Origin of the sequence: Oceanihabitans sediminis (genome assembly GCF_003337215.1) — a bacterium.
GTDB classification, from domain to species: domain Bacteria; phylum Bacteroidota; class Bacteroidia; order Flavobacteriales; family Flavobacteriaceae; genus Oceanihabitans; species Oceanihabitans sediminis.
The window spans coordinates 100,485-125,393 of the sequence record NZ_QPIG01000004.1 but is presented as its reverse complement, the minus strand read 5'-3'; the positions used below and the strand labels follow the sequence as shown (position 1 = coordinate 125,393).

Annotated in this window: 24 protein-coding genes; 12 read left to right on the top strand and 12 right to left on the bottom strand. The window is 31.9% G+C overall.

The genetic code is table 11. From position 1 onward, the window contains the following. Positions 1 to 49 precede the first annotated feature (49 nt). From DU428_RS10795 to DU428_RS10785, 3 genes are read left to right on the top strand one after another with little or no spacing between them, the layout of a single operon-like run. Positions 50 to 1,126 (top strand): DegT/DnrJ/EryC1/StrS family aminotransferase, encoded by a 1,077-nt coding sequence (locus DU428_RS10795; RefSeq protein ID WP_113966345.1) that lies wholly within the window; start codon positions 50 to 52, stop codon positions 1,124 to 1,126. Continuing rightward, positions 1,126 to 1,764 (top strand): NeuD/PglB/VioB family sugar acetyltransferase, encoded by a 639-nt coding sequence (locus tag DU428_RS10790; RefSeq protein ID WP_113966344.1) that lies wholly within the window; start codon positions 1,126 to 1,128, stop codon positions 1,762 to 1,764. The genes DU428_RS10795 and DU428_RS10790 overlap by 1 nt, the downstream gene beginning before the upstream one ends. Then, positions 1,765 to 2,682, top strand: coding sequence for a glycosyltransferase family 2 protein (locus tag DU428_RS10785; protein ID WP_072350734.1), 918 nt, complete (start codon positions 1,765 to 1,767; stop codon positions 2,680 to 2,682). Here DU428_RS10785 and DU428_RS10780 read toward each other — a convergent pair. Then, positions 2,674 to 3,669: a glycosyltransferase family 2 protein gene (locus DU428_RS10780; protein ID WP_113966343.1), complete on the bottom strand. Its 996-nt coding sequence runs from the start codon at positions 3,667 to 3,669 to the stop codon at positions 2,674 to 2,676. The two genes, DU428_RS10785 and DU428_RS10780, sit on opposite strands and share 9 nt — an antisense overlap. Positions 3,670 to 3,738: 69 nt before the next feature. Between DU428_RS10780 and DU428_RS10775 the strand changes: the two genes are divergently transcribed. From DU428_RS10775 to DU428_RS10760, 4 genes are all read left to right on the top strand, one after another. Continuing rightward, the gene (locus DU428_RS10775; protein ID WP_072350736.1) at positions 3,739 to 4,614 is read left to right on the top strand and encodes a hypothetical protein; all 876 of its coding nucleotides are present in this window, start codon (positions 3,739 to 3,741) and stop codon (positions 4,612 to 4,614) included. Between the two features lie 111 nt (positions 4,615 to 4,725). Then, a complete protein-coding gene (locus DU428_RS10770; RefSeq protein WP_072350737.1) occupies positions 4,726 to 5,829 on the top strand; it encodes a glycosyltransferase family 4 protein in 1,104 nt (367 codons plus the stop codon). A 21-nt stretch (positions 5,830 to 5,850) separates the two neighbouring features. Further along, complete coding sequence (locus tag DU428_RS10765; protein WP_113966342.1) at positions 5,851 to 6,648, top strand: glycosyltransferase family 2 protein; 798 nt, start codon at positions 5,851 to 5,853, stop codon at positions 6,646 to 6,648. Next, on the top strand, positions 6,635 to 7,405 hold the full coding sequence (locus tag DU428_RS10760; RefSeq protein WP_072350739.1) for a lipopolysaccharide kinase InaA family protein: 771 nt from the start codon (positions 6,635 to 6,637) through the stop codon (positions 7,403 to 7,405). The genes DU428_RS10765 and DU428_RS10760 overlap by 14 nt, the downstream gene beginning before the upstream one ends. On the opposite strand, the gene DU428_RS10755 is transcribed toward DU428_RS10760, so the two are convergent. From DU428_RS10755 to DU428_RS10740, 4 genes are read right to left on the bottom strand one after another with little or no spacing between them, the layout of a single operon-like run. Next, positions 7,406 to 8,158, bottom strand: a complete 753-nt coding sequence (locus DU428_RS10755) for a glycosyltransferase family 2 protein (RefSeq protein WP_072350740.1) — start codon at positions 8,156 to 8,158, stop codon at positions 7,406 to 7,408. It abuts the gene before it with no gap. 1 nt (position 8,159) lies between these two features. Beyond that, positions 8,160 to 9,221 (bottom strand): glycosyltransferase family 9 protein, encoded by a 1,062-nt coding sequence (locus DU428_RS10750; protein ID WP_113966341.1) that lies wholly within the window; start codon positions 9,219 to 9,221, stop codon positions 8,160 to 8,162. Positions 9,222 to 9,255: 34 nt separating this feature from the next. Beyond that, a complete protein-coding gene (locus DU428_RS10745; RefSeq protein WP_113966340.1) occupies positions 9,256 to 11,124 on the bottom strand; it encodes an LTA synthase family protein in 1,869 nt (622 codons plus the stop codon). Between the two features lie 7 nt (positions 11,125 to 11,131). Next, positions 11,132 to 11,947 (bottom strand): 2,3,4,5-tetrahydropyridine-2,6-dicarboxylate N-succinyltransferase, encoded by an 816-nt coding sequence (locus DU428_RS10740; protein WP_113966339.1) that lies wholly within the window; start codon positions 11,945 to 11,947, stop codon positions 11,132 to 11,134. Between the two features lie 161 nt (positions 11,948 to 12,108). Here DU428_RS10740 and ruvX point away from each other — a divergent pair, with 161 nt between their 5' ends. The 5 genes from ruvX to mazG all read left to right on the top strand — a co-directional run bounded on the left by ruvX (position 12,109) and on the right by mazG (position 15,282). Next, positions 12,109 to 12,519 carry a Holliday junction resolvase RuvX gene (gene ruvX / locus DU428_RS10735; protein ID WP_072350744.1) on the top strand — a complete coding sequence of 137 codons (411 nt, stop codon included), beginning with the start codon at positions 12,109 to 12,111 and terminating at the stop codon, positions 12,517 to 12,519. A gap of 148 nt (positions 12,520 to 12,667) precedes the next feature. After that, complete coding sequence (locus DU428_RS10730; protein ID WP_113966338.1) at positions 12,668 to 13,246, top strand: T9SS type A sorting domain-containing protein; 579 nt, start codon at positions 12,668 to 12,670, stop codon at positions 13,244 to 13,246. Between the two features lie 120 nt (positions 13,247 to 13,366). Beyond that, a complete protein-coding gene (gene def / locus DU428_RS10725; protein ID WP_072350746.1) occupies positions 13,367 to 13,957 on the top strand; it encodes a peptide deformylase in 591 nt (196 codons plus the stop codon). 53 nt (positions 13,958 to 14,010) lie between these two features. Next, complete coding sequence (locus DU428_RS10720; RefSeq protein ID WP_072350747.1) at positions 14,011 to 14,430, top strand: DUF5606 family protein; 420 nt, start codon at positions 14,011 to 14,013, stop codon at positions 14,428 to 14,430. A gap of 78 nt (positions 14,431 to 14,508) precedes the next feature. Next, a complete protein-coding gene (gene mazG / locus DU428_RS10715) occupies positions 14,509 to 15,282 on the top strand; it encodes a nucleoside triphosphate pyrophosphohydrolase (protein WP_072350748.1) in 774 nt (257 codons plus the stop codon). 224 nt (positions 15,283 to 15,506) lie between these two features. On the opposite strand, the gene DU428_RS10710 is transcribed toward mazG, so the two are convergent. From DU428_RS10710 to DU428_RS10680, 7 genes are all read right to left on the bottom strand, one after another. Beyond that, positions 15,507 to 17,420, bottom strand: a complete 1,914-nt coding sequence (locus DU428_RS10710; RefSeq protein ID WP_072350749.1) for a DUF349 domain-containing protein — start codon at positions 17,418 to 17,420, stop codon at positions 15,507 to 15,509. A gap of 84 nt (positions 17,421 to 17,504) precedes the next feature. Further along, on the bottom strand, positions 17,505 to 18,242 hold the full coding sequence (locus DU428_RS10705) for a shikimate dehydrogenase family protein (protein ID WP_072350750.1): 738 nt from the start codon (positions 18,240 to 18,242) through the stop codon (positions 17,505 to 17,507). Continuing rightward, the gene (locus DU428_RS10700) at positions 18,235 to 19,254 is read right to left on the bottom strand and encodes a DUF368 domain-containing protein (protein ID WP_072350751.1); all 1,020 of its coding nucleotides are present in this window, start codon (positions 19,252 to 19,254) and stop codon (positions 18,235 to 18,237) included. The genes DU428_RS10705 and DU428_RS10700 overlap by 8 nt, the downstream gene beginning before the upstream one ends. Next, the gene (locus DU428_RS10695; RefSeq protein ID WP_113966337.1) at positions 19,255 to 20,262 is read right to left on the bottom strand and encodes a DUF368 domain-containing protein; all 1,008 of its coding nucleotides are present in this window, start codon (positions 20,260 to 20,262) and stop codon (positions 19,255 to 19,257) included. A 118-nt stretch (positions 20,263 to 20,380) separates the two neighbouring features. Continuing rightward, positions 20,381 to 21,763: a tetratricopeptide repeat protein gene (locus tag DU428_RS10690; protein ID WP_113966415.1), complete on the bottom strand. Its 1,383-nt coding sequence runs from the start codon at positions 21,761 to 21,763 to the stop codon at positions 20,381 to 20,383. A gap of 141 nt (positions 21,764 to 21,904) precedes the next feature. Beyond that, entirely contained in the window at positions 21,905 to 23,089 is a 1,185-nt protein-coding gene (locus tag DU428_RS10685; protein ID WP_072350855.1) for an aspartate aminotransferase family protein, read from the bottom strand. A gap of 2 nt (positions 23,090 to 23,091) precedes the next feature. Then, entirely contained in the window at positions 23,092 to 24,903 is a 1,812-nt protein-coding gene (locus tag DU428_RS10680; RefSeq protein WP_243633507.1) for an OstA-like protein, read from the bottom strand. Positions 24,904 to 24,909: the final 6 nt, after the last annotated feature.

Genomic DNA, 24,909 nt, shown 5'->3' with positions numbered 1-24,909 from the left:
TAGTAAAGCCTTTATCTTTGACAATTAAGATAATTAATCGGAACCCTCCATGATTCATGTAACGAAGACCTTTTTGCCAGATCAAAAAGAATATAATGCGATATTAAAAAAAGCATGGGATACATCTTGGATAACTAATCGAGGAGATTTAGTTAAGAAACTAGAAAACCAAATTAAAGAAAAGTATCATATTGATCATATAATAGCTACTACCAACGGGACTTTACCATTGCAATTAGCTATTAAAGGTTTAGGGTTGAGAGGTGAAATAATCACTACCCCGTTTAGTTATATTGCAACAGCCTCTAGTATTGTTTGGGAAAACTGTAAGCCTGTTTTTGTTGATATAGATCGTGAAACTTATAATATAGACGCTACTAAGATAGAAGCTGCAATTACAGAAGATACCAAAGCCATTATTGCAACCCATGTTTTTGGTAATCCCTGTGACGTAGAAGCTATTGAGGGTATTGCAAATAAACACGGACTAAAAACTATTTATGATGCTGCTCATGCTTTTGGTGTGGAGCATAAGGGAAAATCTATATTTAGCTACGGTGACATAAGTACCTGTAGTTTTCATGCAACCAAAATATTTCATACAGGTGAAGGAGGAGCGCTTTTTGCTAATAATGAAACGCTTCATGAACACATGTATCACCTTCATAACTTTGGACATAACGGGCCAGAAGCTTTTCACGGTTTAGGAATAAATGCTAAAATGAGTGAGCTTCAAGGTGCCATGGGTTTAACTATTTTGCCATATATTGATCAAATCATAGAGAAAAGAAAAGCTGCCTATGCACATTATAAAGAGCTTTTAAAGAATACCTCTTTAGGTTTTCAAAAAATATTAGAAAACACCAAGTATAATTATTCCTATATTCCTGTTTTGTTTGAAAATGAAGCGCAATTATTACGGGTTATAGAAGGTTTGAATCATGCTAATATTTTTCCTAGAAGGTATTTTTACCCTGCCTTAAATATGGTTAACTACTTGCAGGGCCAGGAAATGCCAATTGCAGAATCTATTTCTAAAAGAATACTATGTTTACCTTTGTTTTATGATTTAACCAAAGAACAAATAGAAACCATAAGTATCATTATTAAAGAAAAATTAAGCTGATGCAAAAAGACTTGTATTTAATAGGAGTTGGTAATTATACAGAAGTTATAATAGAACTTGCTTTGGATTGCGGTTTTAATATAAAAGGCTTATATCATTATAATACTGATCGAGTAGGAGAGTCGGTAATGGGATTTCCTATTATTGGTTGTACAGAAGACTTATACACCACAGAAATTAAAGGAAAAAACTTTGCGGTAACTATGGGAAACAACAAACTGCGAAACGAAATTGCTTCAAAACTTAGGTGTTTTGGAGGAATTACCCCTAATTTAATTCATCCAAGAGCTTTTATTAGTCCTTCCGCAGTTTTAGGTCAAGGTTGCTTTGTTCATTTAAACGCAAAAATTAGCACCAACTGCAAACTAGGAAACGATTGTGTAATAGACTTTAATAGTTTGGTAGCGCATCATGCAACTTTAGAAGATGCTTGTTATATGTCTTCTATGGCTATGGTTGGTTCATATTGTAGTTTAGGAAAACGGGTTTTGCTAGGAATGAATGCCCTAGTAATTCCTTTAAAATTAAGTATTGGCGACGATTGTATAATTGGGGCAAAATCGAATGTCACCAAGTCTTATCCAGAAAAATGTGTGCTTGTTGGTAATCCGGCAAGGAAAATAAAAGAGGTTAATTAAATGAAGCCCTTACTAAGTATTTGTTGCACTACTTTTAATCATGAAAAGTTTTTAGAAAAGACTTTAGAAGGCTTTCTTGCTCAACAAACTAATTTTTCCTTCGAAATTGTTATTCATGATGATGCTTCAACAGATAGAACTGTTGAAATAATACAAGAGTATGCAAAAAAAGATAGTAGGATAGTTCCTATTCTTCAAACTGAAAATCAATATTCCCAAAACATTAAAATTTGGCCTAATTATTTATTTCCAAAAGCACAAGGTAAGTACATTGCTTTATGTGAAGGAGATGATTATTGGACTGATCCCTTAAAGCTTCAAAAGCAAGTGGATTTTTTAGAGGCTAATCCTGATTATGTAATATCATGGACGAACTATCAAATTTTTAACGGAAAAAGTTATACTTCTAATAATTTTAATCATCAAGAAGCGAATACTACTATTGATTACGATAACCTTTTTTCGCCATATTGCACCTTAACTTTAACAACGGTATTTAAAAAAGAGGCTTTAAATTTAGAATTATTAAAATCCCTAAAACACTCTAAAGACAATTCTCTTTATGTTCTAGTTTTACAGAACGGAAAAGGAGTTTTTATGGACTTTGAATCGGCAGTTTATCGAGTGCATGAGGGCGGCGTATATTCCTTACAATCTAATTTCTTTAAAAATTACTCATCTTATATAAACCTTAAGGAGGTTACAGATGTGGCGCCAGAGTCCAAGTCTAAGAATGTGAACAAGGTGCTCAAGTCGTTAGAGGATGCATCTGCAACAGAAGTTTTAAAACTAAAATATACAGGTGAAAAACTTAGTGAAGTTCAGGTAGATTTTATAGCTACTTATTTGAAATCGGCAGATTTTAAAACAAAGTTTAAATACTATAAAAAGCTCTTTAAGTATAAATTCTTAAAATAGACATTTAAAATAGAGTACTATAGCGTCTAATGTTGAGATTTTAGAATAATAACCAGATTCACTCTTAATATATTTATAGTAAGCCTGGGTGTTTTCTTTGCAATTTCTAATGCTTCTTATGATTGTCTTATCAATATGCGAAATAAATAAATCTTGCTTGTAGATGTTTTTTTCAGCGTTTAGCTGAATTAGTTTTTTGGAAGCTTCAATGGTGTTTTTGATTTCCTTTTTAGAAAGTCCTTTTTTAATGCTAACGGCATTCAAGTAAAACTCCATATTCTCGTCATTCATAGGGATTCCGATATGGTTTAATTGTTTTTTCTTAATGACAACTTCAGCTTTACGTAAATTTTCAACTTTCTTTTGGCTAATATTATTTGGGTGCCACCTGTAGAGTACTAAGGATTCTGGAATATTATAAAACTTAGTTTTAAAAGTTAACTGACTCCAAAGTCCATAATCTTCAGCTGGAACATATTCGTTTTCAAAGTGCAATCCTTCTAGATGTGATTTTTTAAACATTACTGTTGGATTTCCTATACAGCAGTTATTCAGCATCTGAATTTTAATACTATCGTGGTCTACCTCGTGTCTTACTTTTTTGTTTTTTTTGTCTCCAAAAAAAGTAAACCAAGTGCCACAAACCCCATATTCACTATTGTCTTTTAAAAATGCAATTTGTTTTTCAAATCTTGTGGTAAGCGCAATATCATCTGCGTCAAGTAGAGCAATATATTCCGTTTCGGCAAGCGCTATACCTTCGTTCCTTAAATTTGCAGGACCAACATTTTTCGCTTTTGTAACAACTTCAACTCTAGAATCTTTTTGTTTGTAATCTTCTAGAATTTTAGAGGTTTTATCTTTAGAATTATCATCTAAAATTAAAAGTTTAAAATTAGAAAAAGTCTGATTTAGAACGCTATCAATAGCTTCCGGCAAAAAACTTTCTCCATTATAAACTGGCATAATAACAGTTAATTCAGGCATTTTTAAGACAATTTAAGTGACAAAAGTAGTTATTTATAAGGCATAAACTATATTTGTAAAAAATAATCCATGAAAAAGATTCACGTCGGTTTTTTAATGTCTTATGATTATGAGTTGCTCAAAAACGCTATTCCGAAAGTTTATGCGGATGCAGATGCTATATTTTTAGCAATAGACAAAGACAGATTAACCTGGAGTGGAAGCTTATTTGAGGTTAAAGATTCCTTTTTTGATTGGGTTAAAGAGATAGATAAAGATCAGAAAGTCTCATTTGTTGAAGATACATTTTATCATCCTGAGCTAAGTGCAATGGATTGTGAGGTGTTAGAAAGAAAGTTTTTGGCAGATAAAATGGGAGTTGGTAACTGGATCATTCAATTAGATGCAGATGAGTATCCTGTAGACTTTAAGGCATTTGTTAGAACCCTAAGAAAGTATGATAGTTATCTTGTTAACCCAGCATCACAGCCAATACAAATTGCTACTTTTTTGGTGAATATCTACAAGTTTGTAGATAATGGCTTTTTATATATCGATGAGCCAACTAAGTGTATGACAGCAACTAATTTTCCAAATTATAAGGTTGGTAGAAACACAAAGGAGCGAATTATCTATACCAATCACCTGATGCTACATGAAACATTATCTAGAGATGAAAGCGAGCTTGCTTTTAAGTTTGAAAATTGGGGGCATAGCAATGAGGTGAATCCGGATTTTATGGAAAAGTGGAGGTCTGCCAATTCTCAGAATTATAAAGATTTAACTGATTTGTTCTATCTAGAGCCTCACAAATGGAAGCGTTTAAATTTTATAAATTCTAAGGACTTAAATGAAATTGCTGAAAAGCTTCATAGGAATAATTTTTCACCGAGTAATTGGTTTTTGTTTAAAAAGAATTTTGGACAATGGTTTAAGTTTTTGAAGTATTTTAAGTGGATAAAATAACATTAAAACCTTATTTTTAAAAACCCGTAAAACTTTAATAGATGCATTTTTAATATGATGTATTCTAAAAAATGAAATAAGAAAAGTTTATTATTTAACTAAAAAAATTAAATGAAAGTATTACATATTTCTGGAGCTACTAGTTGGGGTGGTAATGAACAGCAATTGCTAGATATTATTCCTGCTCTTGAAAAAGGTAATGTGAATAATTTAGTTTTTGGAGTACAAAATTCTCTTATCCATAAAAAATGTGAAGAAAGTGCCATTCCTTTTGTTTATACGAAAGAAAAAAAACTGAATAAGTTCTCTAATTATAAGTTGTTAAAATCGATTATAGAAAAAGAGAATCCGGATATTATACACTTGCATACAAGCGATTCGGTTACAGTTTATGTGCTTTCAGATTTATTATATAAGCTAAAAAAACCTGCAGTATTTTCTAAAAAAGGCATGGGAAGAAGCATGAGTTGGTTGAGTAAATACAAATACAATTATAAAAATATCGATGCCATTTTTTGTGTTTCTCAGGCAGTTATGCGTTCCATGAAAGAAAAGGTTACAAAAGCGAAAAACTATTATAAGTTAATAGTTCTATATGAAGGTATTAATATAAATCGGATTCAAAGGGCTGAAAACACTCAAGAATTAAATTTAGTTAAGAATAAGGCTAAATATATTGTTGGTAATATAGCTAATCATGTTCCAGCTAAGGATTTAAATACATTAATTCTGGCTATAAATTATATCATTAAAGAAATGAATTTTCATGATTTTCATTTATTTCAAATAGGAGACTATACGAAACATACAGATAGTATTAAATTGTTAATTGAAAAATTAGGGATCCAAGATTATGTTACATTAGCAGGTTTTGTTAAAGATGCAACTACTATTTTACCGAGCTTTGATGTCTATGCGATGAGCAGTGAAAGAGAAGGGTTGCCACTAACTATTTATGAAGCTTTTTACAAGAAAACGCCCGTTGTAAGTACTAAGGCAGGGGGGATTCCAGAGGTAATAAAGGATGGATATAACGGATTTTTAGTAGATGTTAAAAATTATAAGCTTTTAGGGAAACGAATAGTTGAAGTGTTAGAGTCCAAAGAAATTCAAAATAATTTTAAAGAAAGATCTTATAAATTACTGTTGGAAAACTATGACGTTAATAAAACCGCTGTTAAAATGTTAGATGCATATAACGATGTGATTTTATAAATAATTATTTAAACAATCAATTTGAAATCAGCTTTAATCATATCCACATACAATTGGCCTGAGGCATTAGAACTTGTTTTAAAAAGTGTGTTAAATCAATCTGTTTTGCCAGATGAAGTTATAATTGCCGATGATGGTTCTACAGGAGAAACTAAAAAACTCATAGAAGCTTTTCAGCAAAATTTTCCCGTACCATTAAAGCATGTATGGCACGAAGATACTGGTTTTACTAAGTCGGTGATTCTTAATAAAGCTGTTGCAAAGGCTTCAGGGGAGTATATTATTCAGATAGACGGAGATTGCATTATTCATAAACACTTCGTGAAAGATCATTTAGAATTTATTTCTCCGAATACCTTTTTATATGGCTCTCGTGTAAATATTCAAGAGTCGCATTTAAGTAGTTTGTTTACAAAGCAGCAGGTAGAATTTAATGCCTTTTCAAAAGGAATTAAAAAAAGAACTCGAGCTTTATATATTCCATTTTTAAGTGCGTTATATAAAAAAAAGCATGAGGTTTCTAGAAAATATAGAGGTTGTAATACGTCTTACTTTAAATCAGATTTCTTCGCTATAAATGGTTATGACGAACGTTTTGAAGGTTGGGGTAGAGAAGATTCTGAACTAGCTTGGCGTTTTTATAATAAAGGCTTGAGCTCAAGAAGATTGCGATATCGCGGAATTCTGTATCATATTTTTCATGTTGAAAAATCTAAAGAACAATTAGCACAGAATAATGAGATTGAAGAACACACAATTAAAGAGAAATTAACATGGTGTGAAAATGGCGTAAACAAATATTTGAATGAAGAGAAATAATACCATACATAAAGACTTTACAGCGAACACATCGTTTTTAGATGATATAATCACGAATTACGATACCAAAGGCGAAAACTTCGGGAATCAAGATAGAAACTCCCTGAAGTTATACGATTTAGAAGGGATGACCATTAATGTGAAATCCTTTAAAATTCCTAATATTGTTAACCAAATAGCGTATCGTTTTTTTAGAAAAAGTAAAGCCCAACGTTCTTATGAATACGCAAACCGTCTTTTAGAATTAGGTATTGGTACCCCACAACCCATTGCTTTTTACGAGTATAAAACGCCTTTGTTATTTAAGAAAAGTTATTATATCAGTGCCCATTTAGCTTACGATTTAACGTATAGAGAACTGACTTTCGATTTTGATATTCCGAATTATGGAGCAATACTTCGAGCGTTTACAAGGTTTACTTTCGAACTGCATGAAGCAGGGGTAAACTTTTTAGATCATTCTCCAGGAAACACCTTGATTCAATTAAATGGCGGAGATTATAAATTTTATTTGGTAGATTTAAACCGCATGGAGTTTGGAGATTTAGAATTTGAAACTCGCATTAAAAACTTTGCACGTTTAACCACTCATAAGTCTATGGTAGAAGTGATGAGTGATGAATATGCCAAATTAAGTGGTTATAATTATGAAAAAGTGTTCAAGCTTATGTGGGGTGAAACGGAAGCATTTCAAGAGCGTTTTCATAGAAAAAGACGTATCAAGAATAAGATTATGTTTTGGAGGAAAAAGAAGTAATTATTTAATGCCTCTTCTTAATAACCATAGTTTAACATAGCGCATAAATACGGTGTATCCTTGGATGTATCCAATGGTTAGACCTACAACTCCGTCTCTAAAACCACTTTGAACAATATAGTGTTTGAAAAAACCCCAAAAAGGTTTTAGCACAAAATGGTATGGCGTTAATTTACCTGTTTTTTTATCGTATTCTGCCGCTTGTTGCGTTGCATAACGATTCATTTTTTCTAAATAGGCATCAATGGTAGTGTAGGTATTATGATAGAATTTTTCTTTAAGAAAACCGACAGAACCTTGCGCGATGATTTCCTCATGAACTAGTTTGTCTTCGTATCTGCACAGATCACGTTTAAATAAGCGGATCACCTTATCATTTCGCCAACCACTATAATGTACGCGTTTCCCCATGAAGTGGTTGTTTCTGCCAATCCAATAGGCTATATGTTTCGGGTTGGAATTTAAAGTTTCAATAATTTCTTCTTCTAACTTTGGAGTGACACGTTCATCGGCATCAACAATTAAAACCCAATCGTGTTTAGCTTGCGGTATAATCCAGTTTTTTTGTTCTGCATGATATTTAAACTCTCGTTGGATTACGGTGACGTTTAAGCTTTTTGCTTTCTCAAAAGTTCCATCTGTACTAAAACTATCTACCACAATAATTTCATCTGCAAATTGCATAGATTGAATCACAGATTCTATATTATGAATCTCATTTTTGGTGATAATAATAGCACTTAGCTTTTCCATCTTAAAGGTTTAAAGATTTTAAAAAAGCATCTAATTTCTGCTGAAATAAATCAGGGGTAAATTTCTTATAAAGTTCCATCGCTTGTGGCTTCATTTCTTTTTCGGTTTTTCCGCTATATAGTTCCGGCTTATAATCTTTTAAATGAACCGATTCATTTATGGTTTCTTCTTCAAAAATATTCCAAGTATCTTTATCAATCCAAGTTGAGAATATGGTAAAGGTTTTTATGTTCAATGCTTTAGCCATATTTACAGCGCCTCCTTCATTTCCTATTAAAGCATGACAGTGTGCGGTAAGGCTTAGAAAGTCACGCAGACTTTTACCAAAAAGATGCATGTAAATACGAGCTTGTGTTTCTGTCTTACAAAGGTTGAAAATTGCTTTAGCTTCCTTTTCCTGCTTCGGAATATAATTAAACAAAATTTGCGCTTCTGTCGTTGCAACAATTTGATCAATAACCTTTGCCATATAAGCAAACGGATAGGTTTTGTTATCTCCACTACCTAAAACACTAATCATTATTAGAGGCTTTTTTAAGTTGATTCCGTTGGTAGTTAAAAATTTCTTACTGGTTTCTAATTCTTCCGAAGTTAAATAAATTTTAGGTTTTGCAGACGCAATAGTTATATCTAAAGGTTTTAATAACTGAAGTCGGTTTACAATGGCTAAGCCACAATTTTCATCGGTTTTCGTAGCACGTTTAATATTATGCGTGTATATAAAAGCGGAATAGGATTTGTAATAAGAAATTTTAGTTTTAGCAGCAGAAAAAAGTGTGATAAGGTTACTGGATAGTTTTGAATACACATCAATCACCACATCGTATTGTTGCTTTTTAATCTTTTTAGCAAATTTTAAGAGGGTAAGTTTGCTGCTTTCCTCTTCATTTGTAAATAGGACTAAGTTATCAATATTTGGGTTGTTTTCAATAACCGGAACCGTATGTGAATTAACTAGATAATCTAACTGTGCATTGGGGTATTTTGCTCTTAAAGCCTCAAATAGTATGCTGCTTGTAAGAACATCGCCAATCATTTTTTGTTGAATTACTAGTATTTTCATGCAGATAAATTAAAAGCCTTTGTTGTTAAAAGTGCTATAAAGTTAAATTATTATTTATCATACGCTCATTAAATGATTGTATATATGCTTTAATAAACTTCTCTAAAGTATTTGCTTTTTCTGTTTCCATAGAGATTAAATTCTCTTGGAGCAACGGATCTTTTTTGAAATTATATAAAGCTAAAGATTTTGTTCCGTTAAAAGCTAAATAGTAATCACCTTCAATAACATGATAAATATTATCTAAATAGTAAACTACGAAGTTTTTGTCGGAAGTATAAGATTTCCCAAAACTGATAGTTTCTTTTGAAATTCCTAAGTAATCTAATACAGAAGGTAGAATATCAATTTGCTGAAAGTTTTTCTCGTGGACTCCTTTTAAATTTTCATTAGAAGGGTCTAAGAATAAAATAGGAATCCTAAATTTTCCAACATTGGTGTTATAGATTTTATTTTTACTACCTGCAGAAGTATGGTCTGCTGTAATAACAAAAAAGGTGTTTTTATACCAATCTTCTTTTTTCGCAGCATCAAAAAAACGTTTTAAGGCAAAATCGGAATAGGCTACTGTTTCGTATATTTTAGTATCTCCTTTAGGAAATTTGTTTGTATATTTTTCTGGTATAATATAAGGATTATGTGAGGAAATAGTAAAAATAGTACTAAAGAAAGGTTCTTTAAAAGTGCTTAGCGTTTTATTGAAATATTGCAGGAATTCTTCATCAAAAATACCCCATCGTCCATCAAAAGCTTCTGGACCTTCATATTCATCTTTTCCGAAGTAGGCATCAAAACCAGCTACTTTACTGTATTGGTCAAAGTTTTGACTTCCATTAAATGCACCATGAAAAAATGACGTGTGATATCCTTCTTCTTTTAATATTTTTGGAAGTGCATTTACTTTATTTACAGCATAATTTGAAGTGATAATGGAATGTTTTAATAAACTCGGAATACTTGATAGCGTAGAAGGTACTGCGTCTATAGATAGTTTTCCGTTAGCAAAACCATTTTCAAAATAATAAGATTCTGTAATCAAGGAGTCTAAAAACGGTGTAGCACCAATGTTTAAGTTTTCTCTTCCAAAACTTTCTAAAATAATTAGGACTACATTCTTTTTAGTGTTTTCATGTTCCGATTGTATAGAAGTAATTGGGCTGAATATAGTATCTAATTCTTCCTTTGAAAAATAATTTGGACTACGTAAAACTTCTTTTTTATTTAGGGTTTTTAAGATGCAGAAAGGCGTGTTTAAAATTAAAGCAGAATGATTTAATGCGCCATAAGCACTAGAGTCGATAATACGAAGGGGTTTTTTTTGAAAACCACCTCTACCTAAAACTAGGGTTAACCCCATTACACCTAAAAATATTAAGGTTTGCTTGGTATAATCTTTCTTTGAATATTCTTGTTCTGTAACCGGTAGTTTTAAGTTAGGAATAGCCTTGTAGAACGCAATAGCTAGTGCAATACCTAATAGTAATAAATACCAAAACTCCATTAAGAAAGAAACTATAAGTCCTGAAATTTCCTGCTCCATTCCTTGGGCGGTAATCATCCCGAAAGTGCTTCTTCTTCCCGTGAATTTATAATATTCAAAATCAATAAAATTAGTGATTATAAAAAGTAAGTTCACGCTGTAGAACACTACTTTCAGTGTCTTTTGGTAAGCATTACTATATTTGAATTTTCCCGGAACGCAGTGTAATATTGCAAAAAGAATATTGATATAAGCAATTGCAGATAAGTCAAATCGTAACCCTCCTAAAAAAGTATTAAAGAAGGGTTGATTAAAAGTATTGAAGTTGAAAATTAAAAACAATAACCTGCAAAGTTGGTATATTATTACCACTAATAAAATACGCTTTGCAAAGAGGCTTAAGCTTTTGTAATAATTTGTCATTTTAATACTAGACTGCTACTCCGTATTCACGTAAAGCATCATTTAATGATGTTTTTTTATCCGTGCTTTCTTTTCGTTTTCCAATAATTAAAGCACAAGGAACTTGGAATTCTCCTGCAGGGAACTTTTTAGTATAACTTCCAGGAATTACTACAGAACGAGCAGGGATAACACCTTTTGTTTCTACAGGTTCATCTCCGGTAACATCAATAATTTTTGTGCTCATGGTTAAAACGACATTTGCACCTAAAACAGCTTCTTTTTCTACGCGAACTCCTTCCACAACAATACATCTTGATCCAATAAAAGCTCCGTCTTCAATAATTACTGGCGCCGCTTGTAAAGGTTCTAAAACACCACCAATTCCAACACCTCCTGAAAGATGTACGTTTTTACCTATTTGCGCACAACTACCAACCGTTGCCCAAGTATCCACCATCGTACCTTCATCAACATATGCACCAATATTTACATAACTAGGCATTAATATGGTTCCTGCAGAAATATAGGCACCATGTCTAGCAACTGCATGAGGTACTACACGAATTCCTTTTTCGGCATAGCCAGTTTTTAGAGGAATTTTGTCATGATATTCAAAAATACCAACTTCAAAAGTTTCCATTTTTTGAATAGGGAAATATAAAACTACAGCTTTCTTCACCCACTCATTAACTTGCCATCCATTTTCTGTTGGTTCGGCAACACGAAGCTTACCTGAATCTAATAAATTAACAACTTCTCTAATAGCAGAGATGGTTTGTTCTTCTTTAAGTAATTCTCTATTGTTCCAAGCGTTTTCAATTATTTGTTGTAGTTCTTTCATTTTAAAAGGTATTTTATTTCTAAAGCCTCTATTAAAGTTGGGGCTGAATTATTTTTCTATGATTTACAAAGATAAATCTATAATTGATAAAACTAAGTGCTAAGATTAAAAATATGGTATAGCTATTAAAGCTTCAGAATAAAGTTTAAATTTGCATCCAGATGAAAAGAATACTAGCATTAGACTTTGGAACTAAGAGAACCGGAATTGCCGTAACCGATGAGTTACAGATTATAGCTTCTGGTTTAACAACTGTACCGACAAAAGAATTGATTCCGTTTTTAACCGACTATTTTAAAAACGAAAAAGTAGAACTTGTTGTTGTTGGGGAACCAAAACAACTAAATAATGAAGTTTCAGAAAGTGAAGCTGCCATTCAAAATTTTATAAAGAAATTTACTGCTTCTTTTCCTGAAATGCCAATGAAACGTGTAGATGAACGTTTTACTTCTAAGATGGCATTTCAAACGATGATTGATTCTGGTCTGAATAAAAAGCAACGTAAGAATAAGGCTTTGGTAGATGAAATAAGTGCCACTATCATCTTGCAGAGTTATTTATATTCTAAATAAAAAGTATTTTTCTTACATATTCCGTAACTTTTATTGGATTTTTTTGCAAATAATTACCTGATATCGAATTTTTATTGTCTGTTAGCTAATAAATTAGTTGTTTGTGGTTTGTTTTTATGTATATTTGATAGAACTCAAATCTTTATATATGAAAAACTACTACTTAGCATTGCTTGTGTTTGCGTTTTTAGGAATAAACCAAATACAGGCGCAATTTTGCCCGCCAAATGCGTTTGCAACAGAAACCAAACTTATTGTTGTTTATGACCCAGGAACTTTGCCTTGTTCGCAAAGACCACCAACTGTAACTGTAGAATCTATTGTATTTACTTTAATCTCATGTTCAGACGAAATCACTGTTTATAATATTACACCTGGATCTACTTTAGCAGATCCAAATAATATTACCGTAGATTTTGGAGATATTATATGTGATTACACCGGAGGAAGTTTATCTGCAGCAGAATTTGAAAAGATGTTTCGTTCTATGCTTAAAGTCTATCCAAACCCTGTTTCTAAAGGAAACAGTTTAAATGTGGAATTAGGAATTAACACAAATGTTAAAGTAAAGATCTATTCTGTTACTGGAAAAGAAATGTTAAGCACTAAAGCAGCAGACCTAAGTAAAGTGTCTGTAGATGTGTCTAATTTAGCAAACGGTATTTATATAGCGCAAATTATCACCGATTTTGGAACTATAAATAGAAAAGTAATTATTTCGAATTAGTAGTTTAATTTTAATAAATAATATTTTAAAACTCCTTTTATTTAAAGGAGTTTTTTTTGTTTTTTACTTAGTAAATAGCGGAAGTATTGTATTTTTGCCTGAAATTACTTAAAATATCGCATGATTTTACCTATTGTAGCATATGGAGATCCTGTTTTAAAGAAAACAGGTACAGACATTACTAAAGACTATCCGGAGTTAGACCAATTAATAGCTAATATGTTCGAGACAATGTACAACGCTTTTGGTGTTGGTTTAGCTGCTCCGCAAATTGGATTACCAATTAGATTGTTTTTAGTAGACACAGAACCTTTTGCTGAAGATGAGTCTTTAACAGAAGAAGAACAAGAAACGCTAAAAGGATTTAAAAAAGTATTTATCAATGCTCAGATTCTTGAAGAAGAAGGAGACGAGTGGGCTTTTAATGAAGGTTGTTTAAGTATTCCAGATGTGAGAGAAGATGTTTTTAGAAAGCCGAAAATCACTATTGAATATTTTGACGAAAACTTCAAGAAGCATACTGAAACCTACGAAGGTTTAATAGCTAGAGTTATTCAGCATGAATACGATCATATAGATGGTATTTTATTTACAGATAAACTTTCTAGTCTAAAAAAACGTTTGATTAAAGGGAAATTAGCAAATATCTCTAAGGGTAAAATCAATATTGATTATAAAATGAGATTCCCTAACCAAAAAAAGAAACGATAAAATTTGTTTAGCCAAAGCAAACAAATATATTTGCGGACTTTAATAATTAAGATATGAGTTTAGATAAAGTATTATCCATTTCAGGAAGACCAGGATTATTTAAATTAATTACTCAAACTAGAGGTGGTTTTATTGTTGAATCTTTAATAGATCAAAAAAAGATTCCAGTAAACATGCAAGACAATGTTAGTGTATTAAGCGAAATAGCAATTTATACGCTTCAAGAGGAGTTACCTTTAAAAGAAGTATTTAAAAAAATCAAAGAAAAAGAAGGTGGTAAGCAAACTTCTATTAGTCATAAAGAAAGTAAAGATAAATTAGAAGAATACTTTTTTGAGGTTTTACCAAACTACGATGAAGATAGAGTATACGCTAGTGATATTAAAAAAATCATTCAGTGGTATAACTTATTAGAAAAACACAATATGTTAGATTTTGAAGAAGCAACAGCAACTTCAGAAGAGGAAGAATAACATTTACATACATATATTTAAAAAAATCCAACTACTACAGTTGGATTTTTTGTTAGTATTTTTGCCAAAACACTTTTTATGAACTCTAGAGAAAACCAACTAAAAGCATTTGATAGACTTTTAACTATCATGGATGAACTTCGTGAGCAATGTCCTTGGGATAAAAAACAAACCATGGAAACGCTTCGTCATTTAACTATTGAAGAAACCTATGAACTAGGTGATGCAATTCTGGAAAATGATTTAGAAGAAGTGAAAAAAGAACTGGGAGATGTTTTATTACATATTGTTTTTTACTCTAAAATAGGAAGCGAAACTAAAGATTTTGATATCGCGGATGTTTGTAATAGTATTTGTGATAAATTAATTGACAGGCACCCGCATATTTACGGAGATGTTATTGTTGAAAATGAAGAAGAAGTAAAGCAAAATTGGGAAAAGCTGAAACTTAAAGAAGGAAAAACAAGTGTTCTTGAGGGAGTTCCTAAAGGATTGCCAGCTCTTGTGAAAGCAAACAGAATTCAAGATAAGGTTGCTGGTGTAGGGTTTGACTGGGAGGAAAGTAGTCAAGTATGGGAAAAAGTAGAGGAGGAGCTTCAGGAATTTAAAGACGAAGTGAAACTAGGTAATAAAGACGCTATGGAAAGCGAATTTGGAGATGTTATGTTCTCTTTAGTGAATTATGCTAGGTTCTTAAAAATAAACCCAGAAAACGCCTTAGAACGAACAAATAAAAAATTTATAAATCGTTTTCAATATTTAGAAGGAAAAGCTAAATCTTTAAATAAAGATTTAAAAGATATGAGCCTTGCGGAAATGGATGTGTTTTGGGAAGAAGCTAAAAAAATATAATTTTTTAGAAGTTAAATAATCCAAAATAGATTTTCCTGCGTATATATAATAAATGGCACTACTTTCATTGGTAGATAGGTTAATAGCAGAACAAATACTTTAAAGTGTCATTTTATAATATTGTTATTTCTTTACTAAAAAAGTAATAACGATTTAGTTAGTTTAGTTAGTTACTAGCCCTATTTAAATACTGAAGTATTTAGATAGGGCTTAGTTTTTTATAACTAATAAAGTTCTTTTATTTTGCTAAGTTTAGTCTTCCAAAGAGCTAAATCTTCTTTATGATTTTTAATGTTTTTATGCACTTCTTTCACCAACGGATTGTCGTCATTTACATTTGTAAAGAATTGTAAATTATTTTCCAATTGGTTAATTTCTCCTTTAATTTCATCAATTTTCTTTCTTATAAAAGAGTGTTCATTATCTAAGAATCTACTATTGTTAGCATTGCTTAAGCTTTCAAGTTTATTTTCAAACTTAATCATTTCTGCTTCTTTCTTATCCATTTTCAGGTTGTCAAACAAAGCATCTAATGTTTTGCTAAACTTACCTTCAATATAACGTTTGTTTGAAGGAACCGTTCCTAGGTCTTTCCACTGCTTAATATGAACTTTGATTAGTTTTAGGTCCTTATCCTTATCACCACTCATTTCTAAGGATTTCATGGTTTCTAATAGTTCTTTCTTTTTATTATACACCTCGAAACCTTCTTTGTTTTCTGCTTCTTTCGTAGCGTGAAACTTGTCAAAATAATGGTTGCAAGCGCTTTTAAATTGTTTCCAGATTTTATCGCTGTCTTTTCTTGGTACATGTCCAATCTCTTTCCACTCGCTTTGAATTTTCTTCATTAATGGCGTAGTAGTTTCAAAATCGTCACTGTCTTTATTTGCTTCAGCTATTTTAATTAGCTCTAATTTTTTATCTAAGTTTTCCTGTTGATCCTTTTTTAGGTTTTTATAGAAAGCGTTTTTATTTCTATTAAACTCTCTAACAACCACTTTAAACTTAGTCCAAGTAGCTTCGTTAACTTTTATCGGTACTTTTCCTGCGCTAAAAAACTCGTTACGTAATGCATCAACTTCTTTGATTTTGTTTTGCCAAGCACTGTGTGATTTTGGAGTCTGTTTAGAAATAGCTTCTATTTTAGAAATAATAGCTTGTTTCGTTTTTAAGTTTAGTACATAAATTTTATCTAAATCTTTAAAATACTCTTGACGTTTGTCATGAATGATTTTAGTAGCAGCTTTAAATTTATTCCAAATTTCATCTCTGTGCTCTTTCGCAACAGGGCCTAAGTCTTCTTTCCAAATTTTATGTAAAACTTGTAATTCTCTAAAAGCACGATTTAAATTGTCGTCTTTAGCCAATTCTTCAGCTCTTTCTACAATTTTTTGCTTTTGCTCTAAATTGTGTTTAAAATCTAAATCTCGTAGATCTCTGTTTAGATGTAAGTAGTCATAAAAAACCTCTACATTATGGTGATAATTATTCCAAACGGTATTGTATTTGTCTCTTGGAATTGCACCAGCGTTTTTCCATCTTTCTTGAAGTTTTTTGAAGTAATTATAGGTCGTGTTGATGTTTTCTTCAACATTAATTAGTCCTTTAATTTCTTCAATAATATCTAGGCGTTCTGCTAAGTTTTTTTGATGGTTTTGTTCGATGCTTTTATAATGAGCATTTAATTTATCGCGAAAATCACGATAAATATCTTTAAACTTTTTCTGAATTGGACTAGCGTAATGGAAATCGATTTCATTTCCACCTTCGTTTAAAAACTCTTCTTTCTTTTCTTCAAGAAGCGTGTTGAATTTCGTTTTAAATTCGGTTCTTATATCTTCAACATGCTTTTTTATAGCTTGTACCTTTTCATACTTAACCAGTTTTTCAAGCTCTACAACTAGAGCTTCCAAATCCATTTTATGATAATCTTTTACTTCAATTTCGTGCCTTTCTTGCGTTCCTTCATCTTCGGCATCTTCTGCATTTGAAGCTTCGATTTCATCAATTACTTCATCACGATTTTCATGATCTTCTGTAGAATCAGTTTCTGTATTTACTACTGTGTTTTCAGTGTTTTCTGTAGACTGTTCTTCTGGTTTTCCGTCTGCTTGAAGCAGGTTATCTTGCTCTGACATTTAAAAATGTTTATTTAGTTAAATACTCTAGCGTTAAAGATAGTAAACAAGCGGAATATTTTCAAGAAAAAGAAAGTAGTATTCTTATTTGTTCCAGATTTGCCAAGATTTATCGGCTTGAAGTTGCAACATTCTTAAACCGTTTATGGTGGTTGCTTTTTTTTGCTTTCCAAATTGTAGGAATTTGGTTTCTTCCGGATTGTAAATCAGGTCAAATAGCAAATGCTTTTCCGTTATTTCTTGATACGGAATATCAGGACATGCATCTATGTTTGGATATGTTCCTAGTGGTGTACAATTTATGATTATTGTGTTCTTTTGTATAGCAAATTTGCTTAGGCTTTGATAAGTAAAAGTTTCTTTTTCAGATATGTTTCTAGACACATAAAAATATTTAATACCTAGTTTTTTTAGTGCGTATGCAACTGCTTTGCTAGCTCCACCAGTTCCTAAAATCAAAGCAGATGTATGGTGTGGTTTTAGATGCGGTAATAAAGATTGTTTAAATCCGTAATAATCGGTGTTATACCCTTTTAGTTTTCCTTTTTTGGTGATTTTTATGGTATTTATAGCACCAATTTTTCTCGCCTGCTTGTTGATTTCATCTAAATACGGAACTACTTGTTCTTTGTAGGGAATAGTTACATTTAAACCTTTTAGCTGCTTATTTTTCTTTAGTAGTTTCGGAAGCTCTGAAATCGTATCTAAATCATAGGTATGATAAGTTGTATCTGCGATTTTTTCTGTTCTAAACTTTTCTGTAAAATAATTTTCAGAGAAAGAATAACTTATGTTCTTTCCTATTAATCCAAATTTACGCATGTTGCTTTCTAGTTTTGTTTCCGTAGTATTCTAATGCTAAAACAATAAAGACTCCAATGATAGCATAAAAAATAGCGAGGTAAGTTTCTTGATTTAATTCTGGTATAAAACGCTCGTAATTTTCTATGATTTTCTTTCCTGTAGAATCTACTAGAAAACTTCCGTCTTCCTTGGTTTTAAATATGGTTTTTTTAAATGGCCAAACAACGCCAAGCGAACCTACAATAAAACCTATTATAGAAGCTATTGTAATGCTTTTATAGTTTTTAAGAATATAGTTTAAAACGTGTGAAAAAGTAACTAGGCCAACAACCGATCCTATGGTGAAAACAGCAAGAACCTTTAACATTCTTGTTCGTTCGTCATTTTGTAAAAACGAAAAATCTCCTCGAATTACATCTGCAAAACTATCTGCAAGGGCATTAACAGAATCTACTAAAAGTAAAACATAATTCCCTAAAAGAATTAAAATGAATGAGCCAGAGAAACCAGGCAAAGTCATACCTGAAACACTTATAATACCGCAGAAAAACACGAACCAAAGGTTGTCATTTTCTTTTGCGGGATCTAAGAAACTGATGCTTACGCCTATTATAATTCCTATAAACAGTACTAGGTAGGTTTGGTAATTCCAATCTTTAAAATCTTTACTTATATAGTAAATGGAACCTATAATCATTCCGAAGAATACACTCCAAACATAGAGTTCGTAATGAACAATTAAATAATCTAGTATTTTTGAAACACTAAAATAGCTTATAATCATTCCGAGGAATAACAAGCTTAAAAACTTCCCGTTTATATATTGAAAGAAGCTTTTAAATCTCCCGTTGATGAATAATTTAAAGGCTTTTAAATTTATTTTTTGAAGCGAATAAATAAACTCTTCATAAAAGCCAGCAACAAATGCTACAACACCACCAGATACACCAGGAACTTTATTTGCAGCTCCCATTCCTAGTCCTTTTAGAACTAAAAATACTTTATCTGAAAATGTTCTAGTGCTTTGCATTTATGCTTTGTTTCCTATTTTTTCTAATATAAATATAATTGAAAATCCAGCGATCATTAATAAAACAGCATATAATATTTGCGCATCTAATTGTCCGTTGATTTCTGAAAAGTGGTTTGGTAAGATGCTATTTTCTACTACTGTTTTATAGCTTTCAAAATTCTGTAATTCTTTTTGGTAAACCGAAAGCGTACCCAATTCACTTACTTTAGAAAATGAGATTATTTCTCCTGTAGAATCACTCATTACGGAAACCGTTTTTTTCCAAGGCCAAATTTTATTTAAGGATCCAAAAATAAAACCTGTAAGTACAGCCAATGTTGTATTGTGGTAGTTTTTAAATAGCCATTTTAAAACACGAGAAAAACTTAAAAGTCCTATAACTGCTCCTAGAGCAAAAATGATAATTTTCTTAATATCTAGGCTGTCTATTGCATTGCTTAAAGTTTTGTAAGCTCCAAGAATTACTAATATAAAAGAACCTGAAATTCCTGGTAAAATCATTGCGCAAATTGCAATAGCTCCAGCGAAAAATAAGAAATACGGACTATCATTACTTGCCATGGAAGGTAAGGACGTAATATAATAAGCAAGAGCAGCTCCAGTTATTAAAGCAGCAATAGATCCAGTATTCCATTTTGTAATTTGCTTTGCAACAAAATATATACTTGCTATAATGAGTCCGAAAAAGAATGACCATATTAAAATAGGATGTTCTTCAATTAGGTACTTAGCAAGTTTCATAAAAGAAGCGAAACTTATAATGATTCCGGTTAATAAAGCAAGGATGAAGTTTCCGTTTACTTTTTTCCAAAAAGCAGCAATTCCTTCTGTTTTTAAAACCTTTAATGTAGATAGGTTTACATTGCTTATGGTTGTTATAAGTTCTTCATAAATACCAGAGATGAAAGCAATAGTACCTCCGGAAACTCCAGGAACTGCGTCGGCAGCTCCCATAGCCATTCCTTTTAATGAAATGATTAAATAGTCTATAAAACGTCTTTGCATACTTTACCTTTTTTAGATAATCAAAGGTAGTATTTTTTAATAAGGTGCAATACCTTTTTCGACTTAGTAAGTTAAAAAGCTTCGTAAGTTGCGTTCTAAAATTTCAAGAAGGATATCCTTAGGATTGTAAGATTCTTTTTACTTGAGGTTTTTGGTACACATTAGGGAAAAGCTCTTCAATAATAAAAGCATATTCTTTATTGGTGCGAAGTGCATTTTTTAAATGAAATGTTCCTTTTTCTGTCTCGTGTTGTAAAAAGTACAAACCAGCAAGTCTGTATTCTATTTCTGCGCTTTCTGGATGAAATTCTGCAGCTTGTAGAAAATTGAAAATAGCAGCTTCAGCTTCTCCAAGTTTTATAAGAATATCTCCACGAGCAATCCAAGTATCTAATTCGTAATTACCAAGTTCTAAAGTTCTTTTGTAACCACGTTCAGCTTCTTCTAAAAAATTTAAACGATGATTAATTTGCGAATAGAGTTTCCAGTATGCTATATTTTCAGAATCTATATTAATTGCTTTATTAATGTAGTGTAAAGCTTTTTGGTAGTTTCTTTGCTTGTTATAAAGTTTTGTAAGCGAAATCCATCCTTTATCTAATAAAGGATCTTCATGTACTGTTTTGAAATAATATTTTGCTGCTAGATCATACTTTCCTGATTTCTCGTAGCAATGTCCAATACGTAATAAAGCAAATGAAGTAGGGTCATCTAATTCTAAAGTTAAACTATAACTCTCAATAGCTTCTTCGTATCTTTTTAATTTTTCAAGTACTTTTCCTTTTTCTAAATAAGCGCCAACAAAAGTATCATCAGATATGATTGCAAAATCGTAAGCAGATAGTGCTTTTTCATAATCTTTTATAGTGTAATATTGTTTTCCTAATTGGTGCCAAGCGACTTCGCAATATGGATTTGTTTCTAAATAGTCATTTAAAAACTCAATTGCTTCTTCGTTTTGGTCAAGGAAATCAAAGCAATATATAATGTTATAAAGCGCAGAATAATCGTCAATATCTTGCTCTAAACACTTTTTGAAATATTCTTTAGCTTCTTCAAACTTGTCTAAAAACAAGTACTCCATTCCAATTAAGGAATAAAGATCTGTTGTGTCTTGAGCAAATTCTAAAGCTCTTTTAAGAACATCTACTGCTTTTTCGTGGTTGTCTTGCTTAGAGAAAATATTCGCTTTCTGAATATAAATCTCCTCATTATTAGGTTCTAAAACATATAACTCGTTAAGCAGGGCGTTTGCTTTATCTAGTTCGTTTTCAAAAATATATACCTCTACCTTAAACAGTCTTAGGTTTACTGAAGAAGGGTGCTGTGACAAACCAAGTTTGATAGCCTTTTTCGCTAAAGCTACTTTTCCTTGATTTAAATAATGATGAATAATATTCTCAAACTCTTCTGAATCGAAAAATAAAACATTGTTTGTTTTAAGCATCGACTCAAACTTTGTAAGCGGTAAATTATTATTATCGTTTTGGCTAAACTCCATAAGCAATTGCATTATTCTACTTTAATAAATGTACTATACTAAACATCTAAAAAGCCATAAATGCGTTAAATGTTTTTAACAAAGTAATCAACAATTGAGCCATATTGCTTTTATATGTTGATTAATAGTTGGTTAAAAAAGTTAATTGGTTTTTATTCCATCTAAGATGTTAATGATGATTTCACAGCCCTTAATGATTTCTTCATTAGAAATAGTTAAAGGAGGTGTAATTCGAATTGCTTTAGGTTCAAATAGCAGCCAGAACAGTATTAAACCAGCGTCTTTAGCTTGTAAAACAACTTCGTTTGTTATTTCTGCTGATGGTGTCATTGCTGCCAACATTAATCCTTTTCCTCTTATTTCAGTGATTAAAGGGTGTACTAAGTGTTTACGTACTAATGCTTCTTTTTCTAGGGTTTGAGCCATTAAGTCACTTTCAGTAACCTCTTTTAATGTCGCTAAGGCAGCAGCCGCTATGACAGGATGTCCGCCAAAAGTAGTTATATGTCCAAGTTTCGGGTTGTCTTGTAGTAAATCCATGAGCTTTGAAGAAGCTGTAAAAGCACCAATTGGCATCCCGCCACCAAGACCTTTTCCAGTTACTAGAATATCAGGAACGCAATTGTAGTTTTGAAAGCCGAAAAGTTTTCCGGTTCTACCAACTCCAGGTTGGATTTCATCTAAAATAAAAATAGCACCAACCTCCTTACAGCGTTTTTGTACTTTATTTAGGTAGTTGTTTGTTGGTTCTATAAATCCTGCACCACCTTGGATTGTCTCTAAAATAACGCAAGCAGTTTTATTGGTTATTTTTTCTAAATCCTTTTCATCATTGAATTGAATAAAAGACACATTTGGAAGTAAAGGGCGGAAAGCTTGTTTGCGTTCTTCGTAACCCATGACACTCATAGAGCCCATTGTGTTTCCGTGATATGCGTTTTTTGCAGCAATCATTTCCGATCTTCCAGTGGCTCTTTTTGCTAATTTTAAAGCGCCTTCAATTGCTTCTGTACCAGAATTTACTAGGTATGTTTTCTCTAAGGAATCGGGTAAATGACTCGCTAATAATTTTGCTAATTCTACTGCAGGTTTTTGAATGTATTCACCATAAACCATAACGTGTAGATAGCTATCTACTTGCTCTTTTATAGCTGTATTAACCTTAGGGTGTTTATGCCCAAGTGTACATGCTGAAACTCCTGCAACAAAATCTAAAAAAGCTTTATTGTTGCTGTCATAAATATAAGACCCTTCAGCATGAGAAACCTCCATAGCTAATGGGTGTGGCGAAGTTTGCGCCTGATATGTTATGAAATCTTTCTTAATCACTATTCTTGTTTAGGTTGTAATATTTGTGGTTTTCTTTCTTTAACCTGTATGGTTTCTTTTTTACCTCTAATTTCTTTCTTTTTACGTTCCGGAAGGTTTCTAGAAGCCTTTGGATTTGTAACGGTATTTTCTGATCTTTTAATTTCAGACTTATCTGCAGCTTCCATACGGTTTAGCATTTCGTCATCAAAAAAATCTTCTTGTGGTACATAATCTTCTAAACCTTTAATTATAGGAAGATTTAATGGTGGGTCATCACTAAATAAGTCCTCCACGCTTTTAGGTCTTTCTTCTTCACGCCAGTCGAAACCACGGAGCTTTCTAACGTTTTTAGGGAATTGGGACTCCGGATACGTTTTTCCGTCTACTTGTCTGATTTTACGCAGTTCTTCAACCGTTCCATTATGGAAGAATATGCTAATACTACCAGATTTAGACTTGTCAATCCCGACTAATTCGTTTTTATCGTTTCTAGCAAAGTAAATAGATTCGGCGTTTTTATCGATATCTACTTGCTTCAGTTTATTGTTTTCATCAAATAAACCTGTAAGTGTTTTTCCTGTAATTTGATTATAGCCAGCATTTAATGTGTCTTTGCTAATAATGAAGGCATTATCAAAAACCAAGAGGGAATCCATTTTTTCGGTTTTAGGATTTGACTTCACTTGAATTGTGTCTCCAGTCATTTGATTTCCTAAGTTCCAAAGTATCGGTTGTCTTTTGGTGCTAAAAGCATCTTTTGAATTTGATTTAGATATGTTTATAAGTTCCGTTAAACCTGTTTGGTGGTTTGCGTGGATAGAATCTGCTTTTCCACTCATATCGGATTTATAAAACTTTGCATTTTTAAAAGCTCGGGTAATTCGTTTGTTTGCTTTACCTGTAACCATTAGCGTATCTGCATGAATATATACAGTGTCTTTTTCTTGCACCGTAATTGCTAATGCTCGTTTGGTAATAAATACGGAGTCTTTTAATTTATATACTTCTGCATAATGCCCTTTAATGATGCTTTTATTTGTTGTATCTGTTACTTTAATATTATTGGTGGCAGAAGCGAAGTTTCGGTTATTATCAAAGAACATGCTATCTCCTTCAAAGATTCTGTTGTCATAATCTATTCTTGACTTCTTAACGGCATAGCCTTGTTTGGTTTCGGTATTATAAAAACCTTTTTCACAGTAGGTCTTACTTTCTGCTGTTTTAATGGTAGAAGGGCCGTATAAAAAAGCATGACCTGTTTCGGTATAAAAATCTAACTGTTCTGTATGGATAGTATAATCCGGATTAACTAACTCTACATCTTTTACAAATTGGTATTTTTTTGCATTCATATAATACCTACCAATTCTGCTGGTAATAGTTCCTGAAGAATCTCGAACTACTTGTCCGCCACTTTTGTAATAGGACTGTTGTTTGGCTCTGTCAAAATACAGCGTGTCTGTTGTTAGGGTAGAGGAGGGCTCTCTTAAAACCACTTCGCCACTAGCAAAAGCTAGCTTTGTTTTTCCGCTATACTCCACGTATTTAGAAGTCATATTAATGCTATCTCCTTGATGCATTTTTACGTTTCCGTAGGCTTCTACAAAATTATCGTTGGAGTAGAGAAGTGCTTGGTCGCAATACATATCGATTCCTTCGTGTACTATATGAATTTGTCCAGAATCATCACGAGTCATGACTTTTAAGCCAGGAGTATCTTCTTCTTTAAATTCTAAAAACCCAGAATATTTAATTTCTATTTGCTGTTGTGCTTGGGTATAAGCAAAGGCAAAGAAGAGGGTAAGTATATAAATTGGTTTTACTTTCAAAATTTC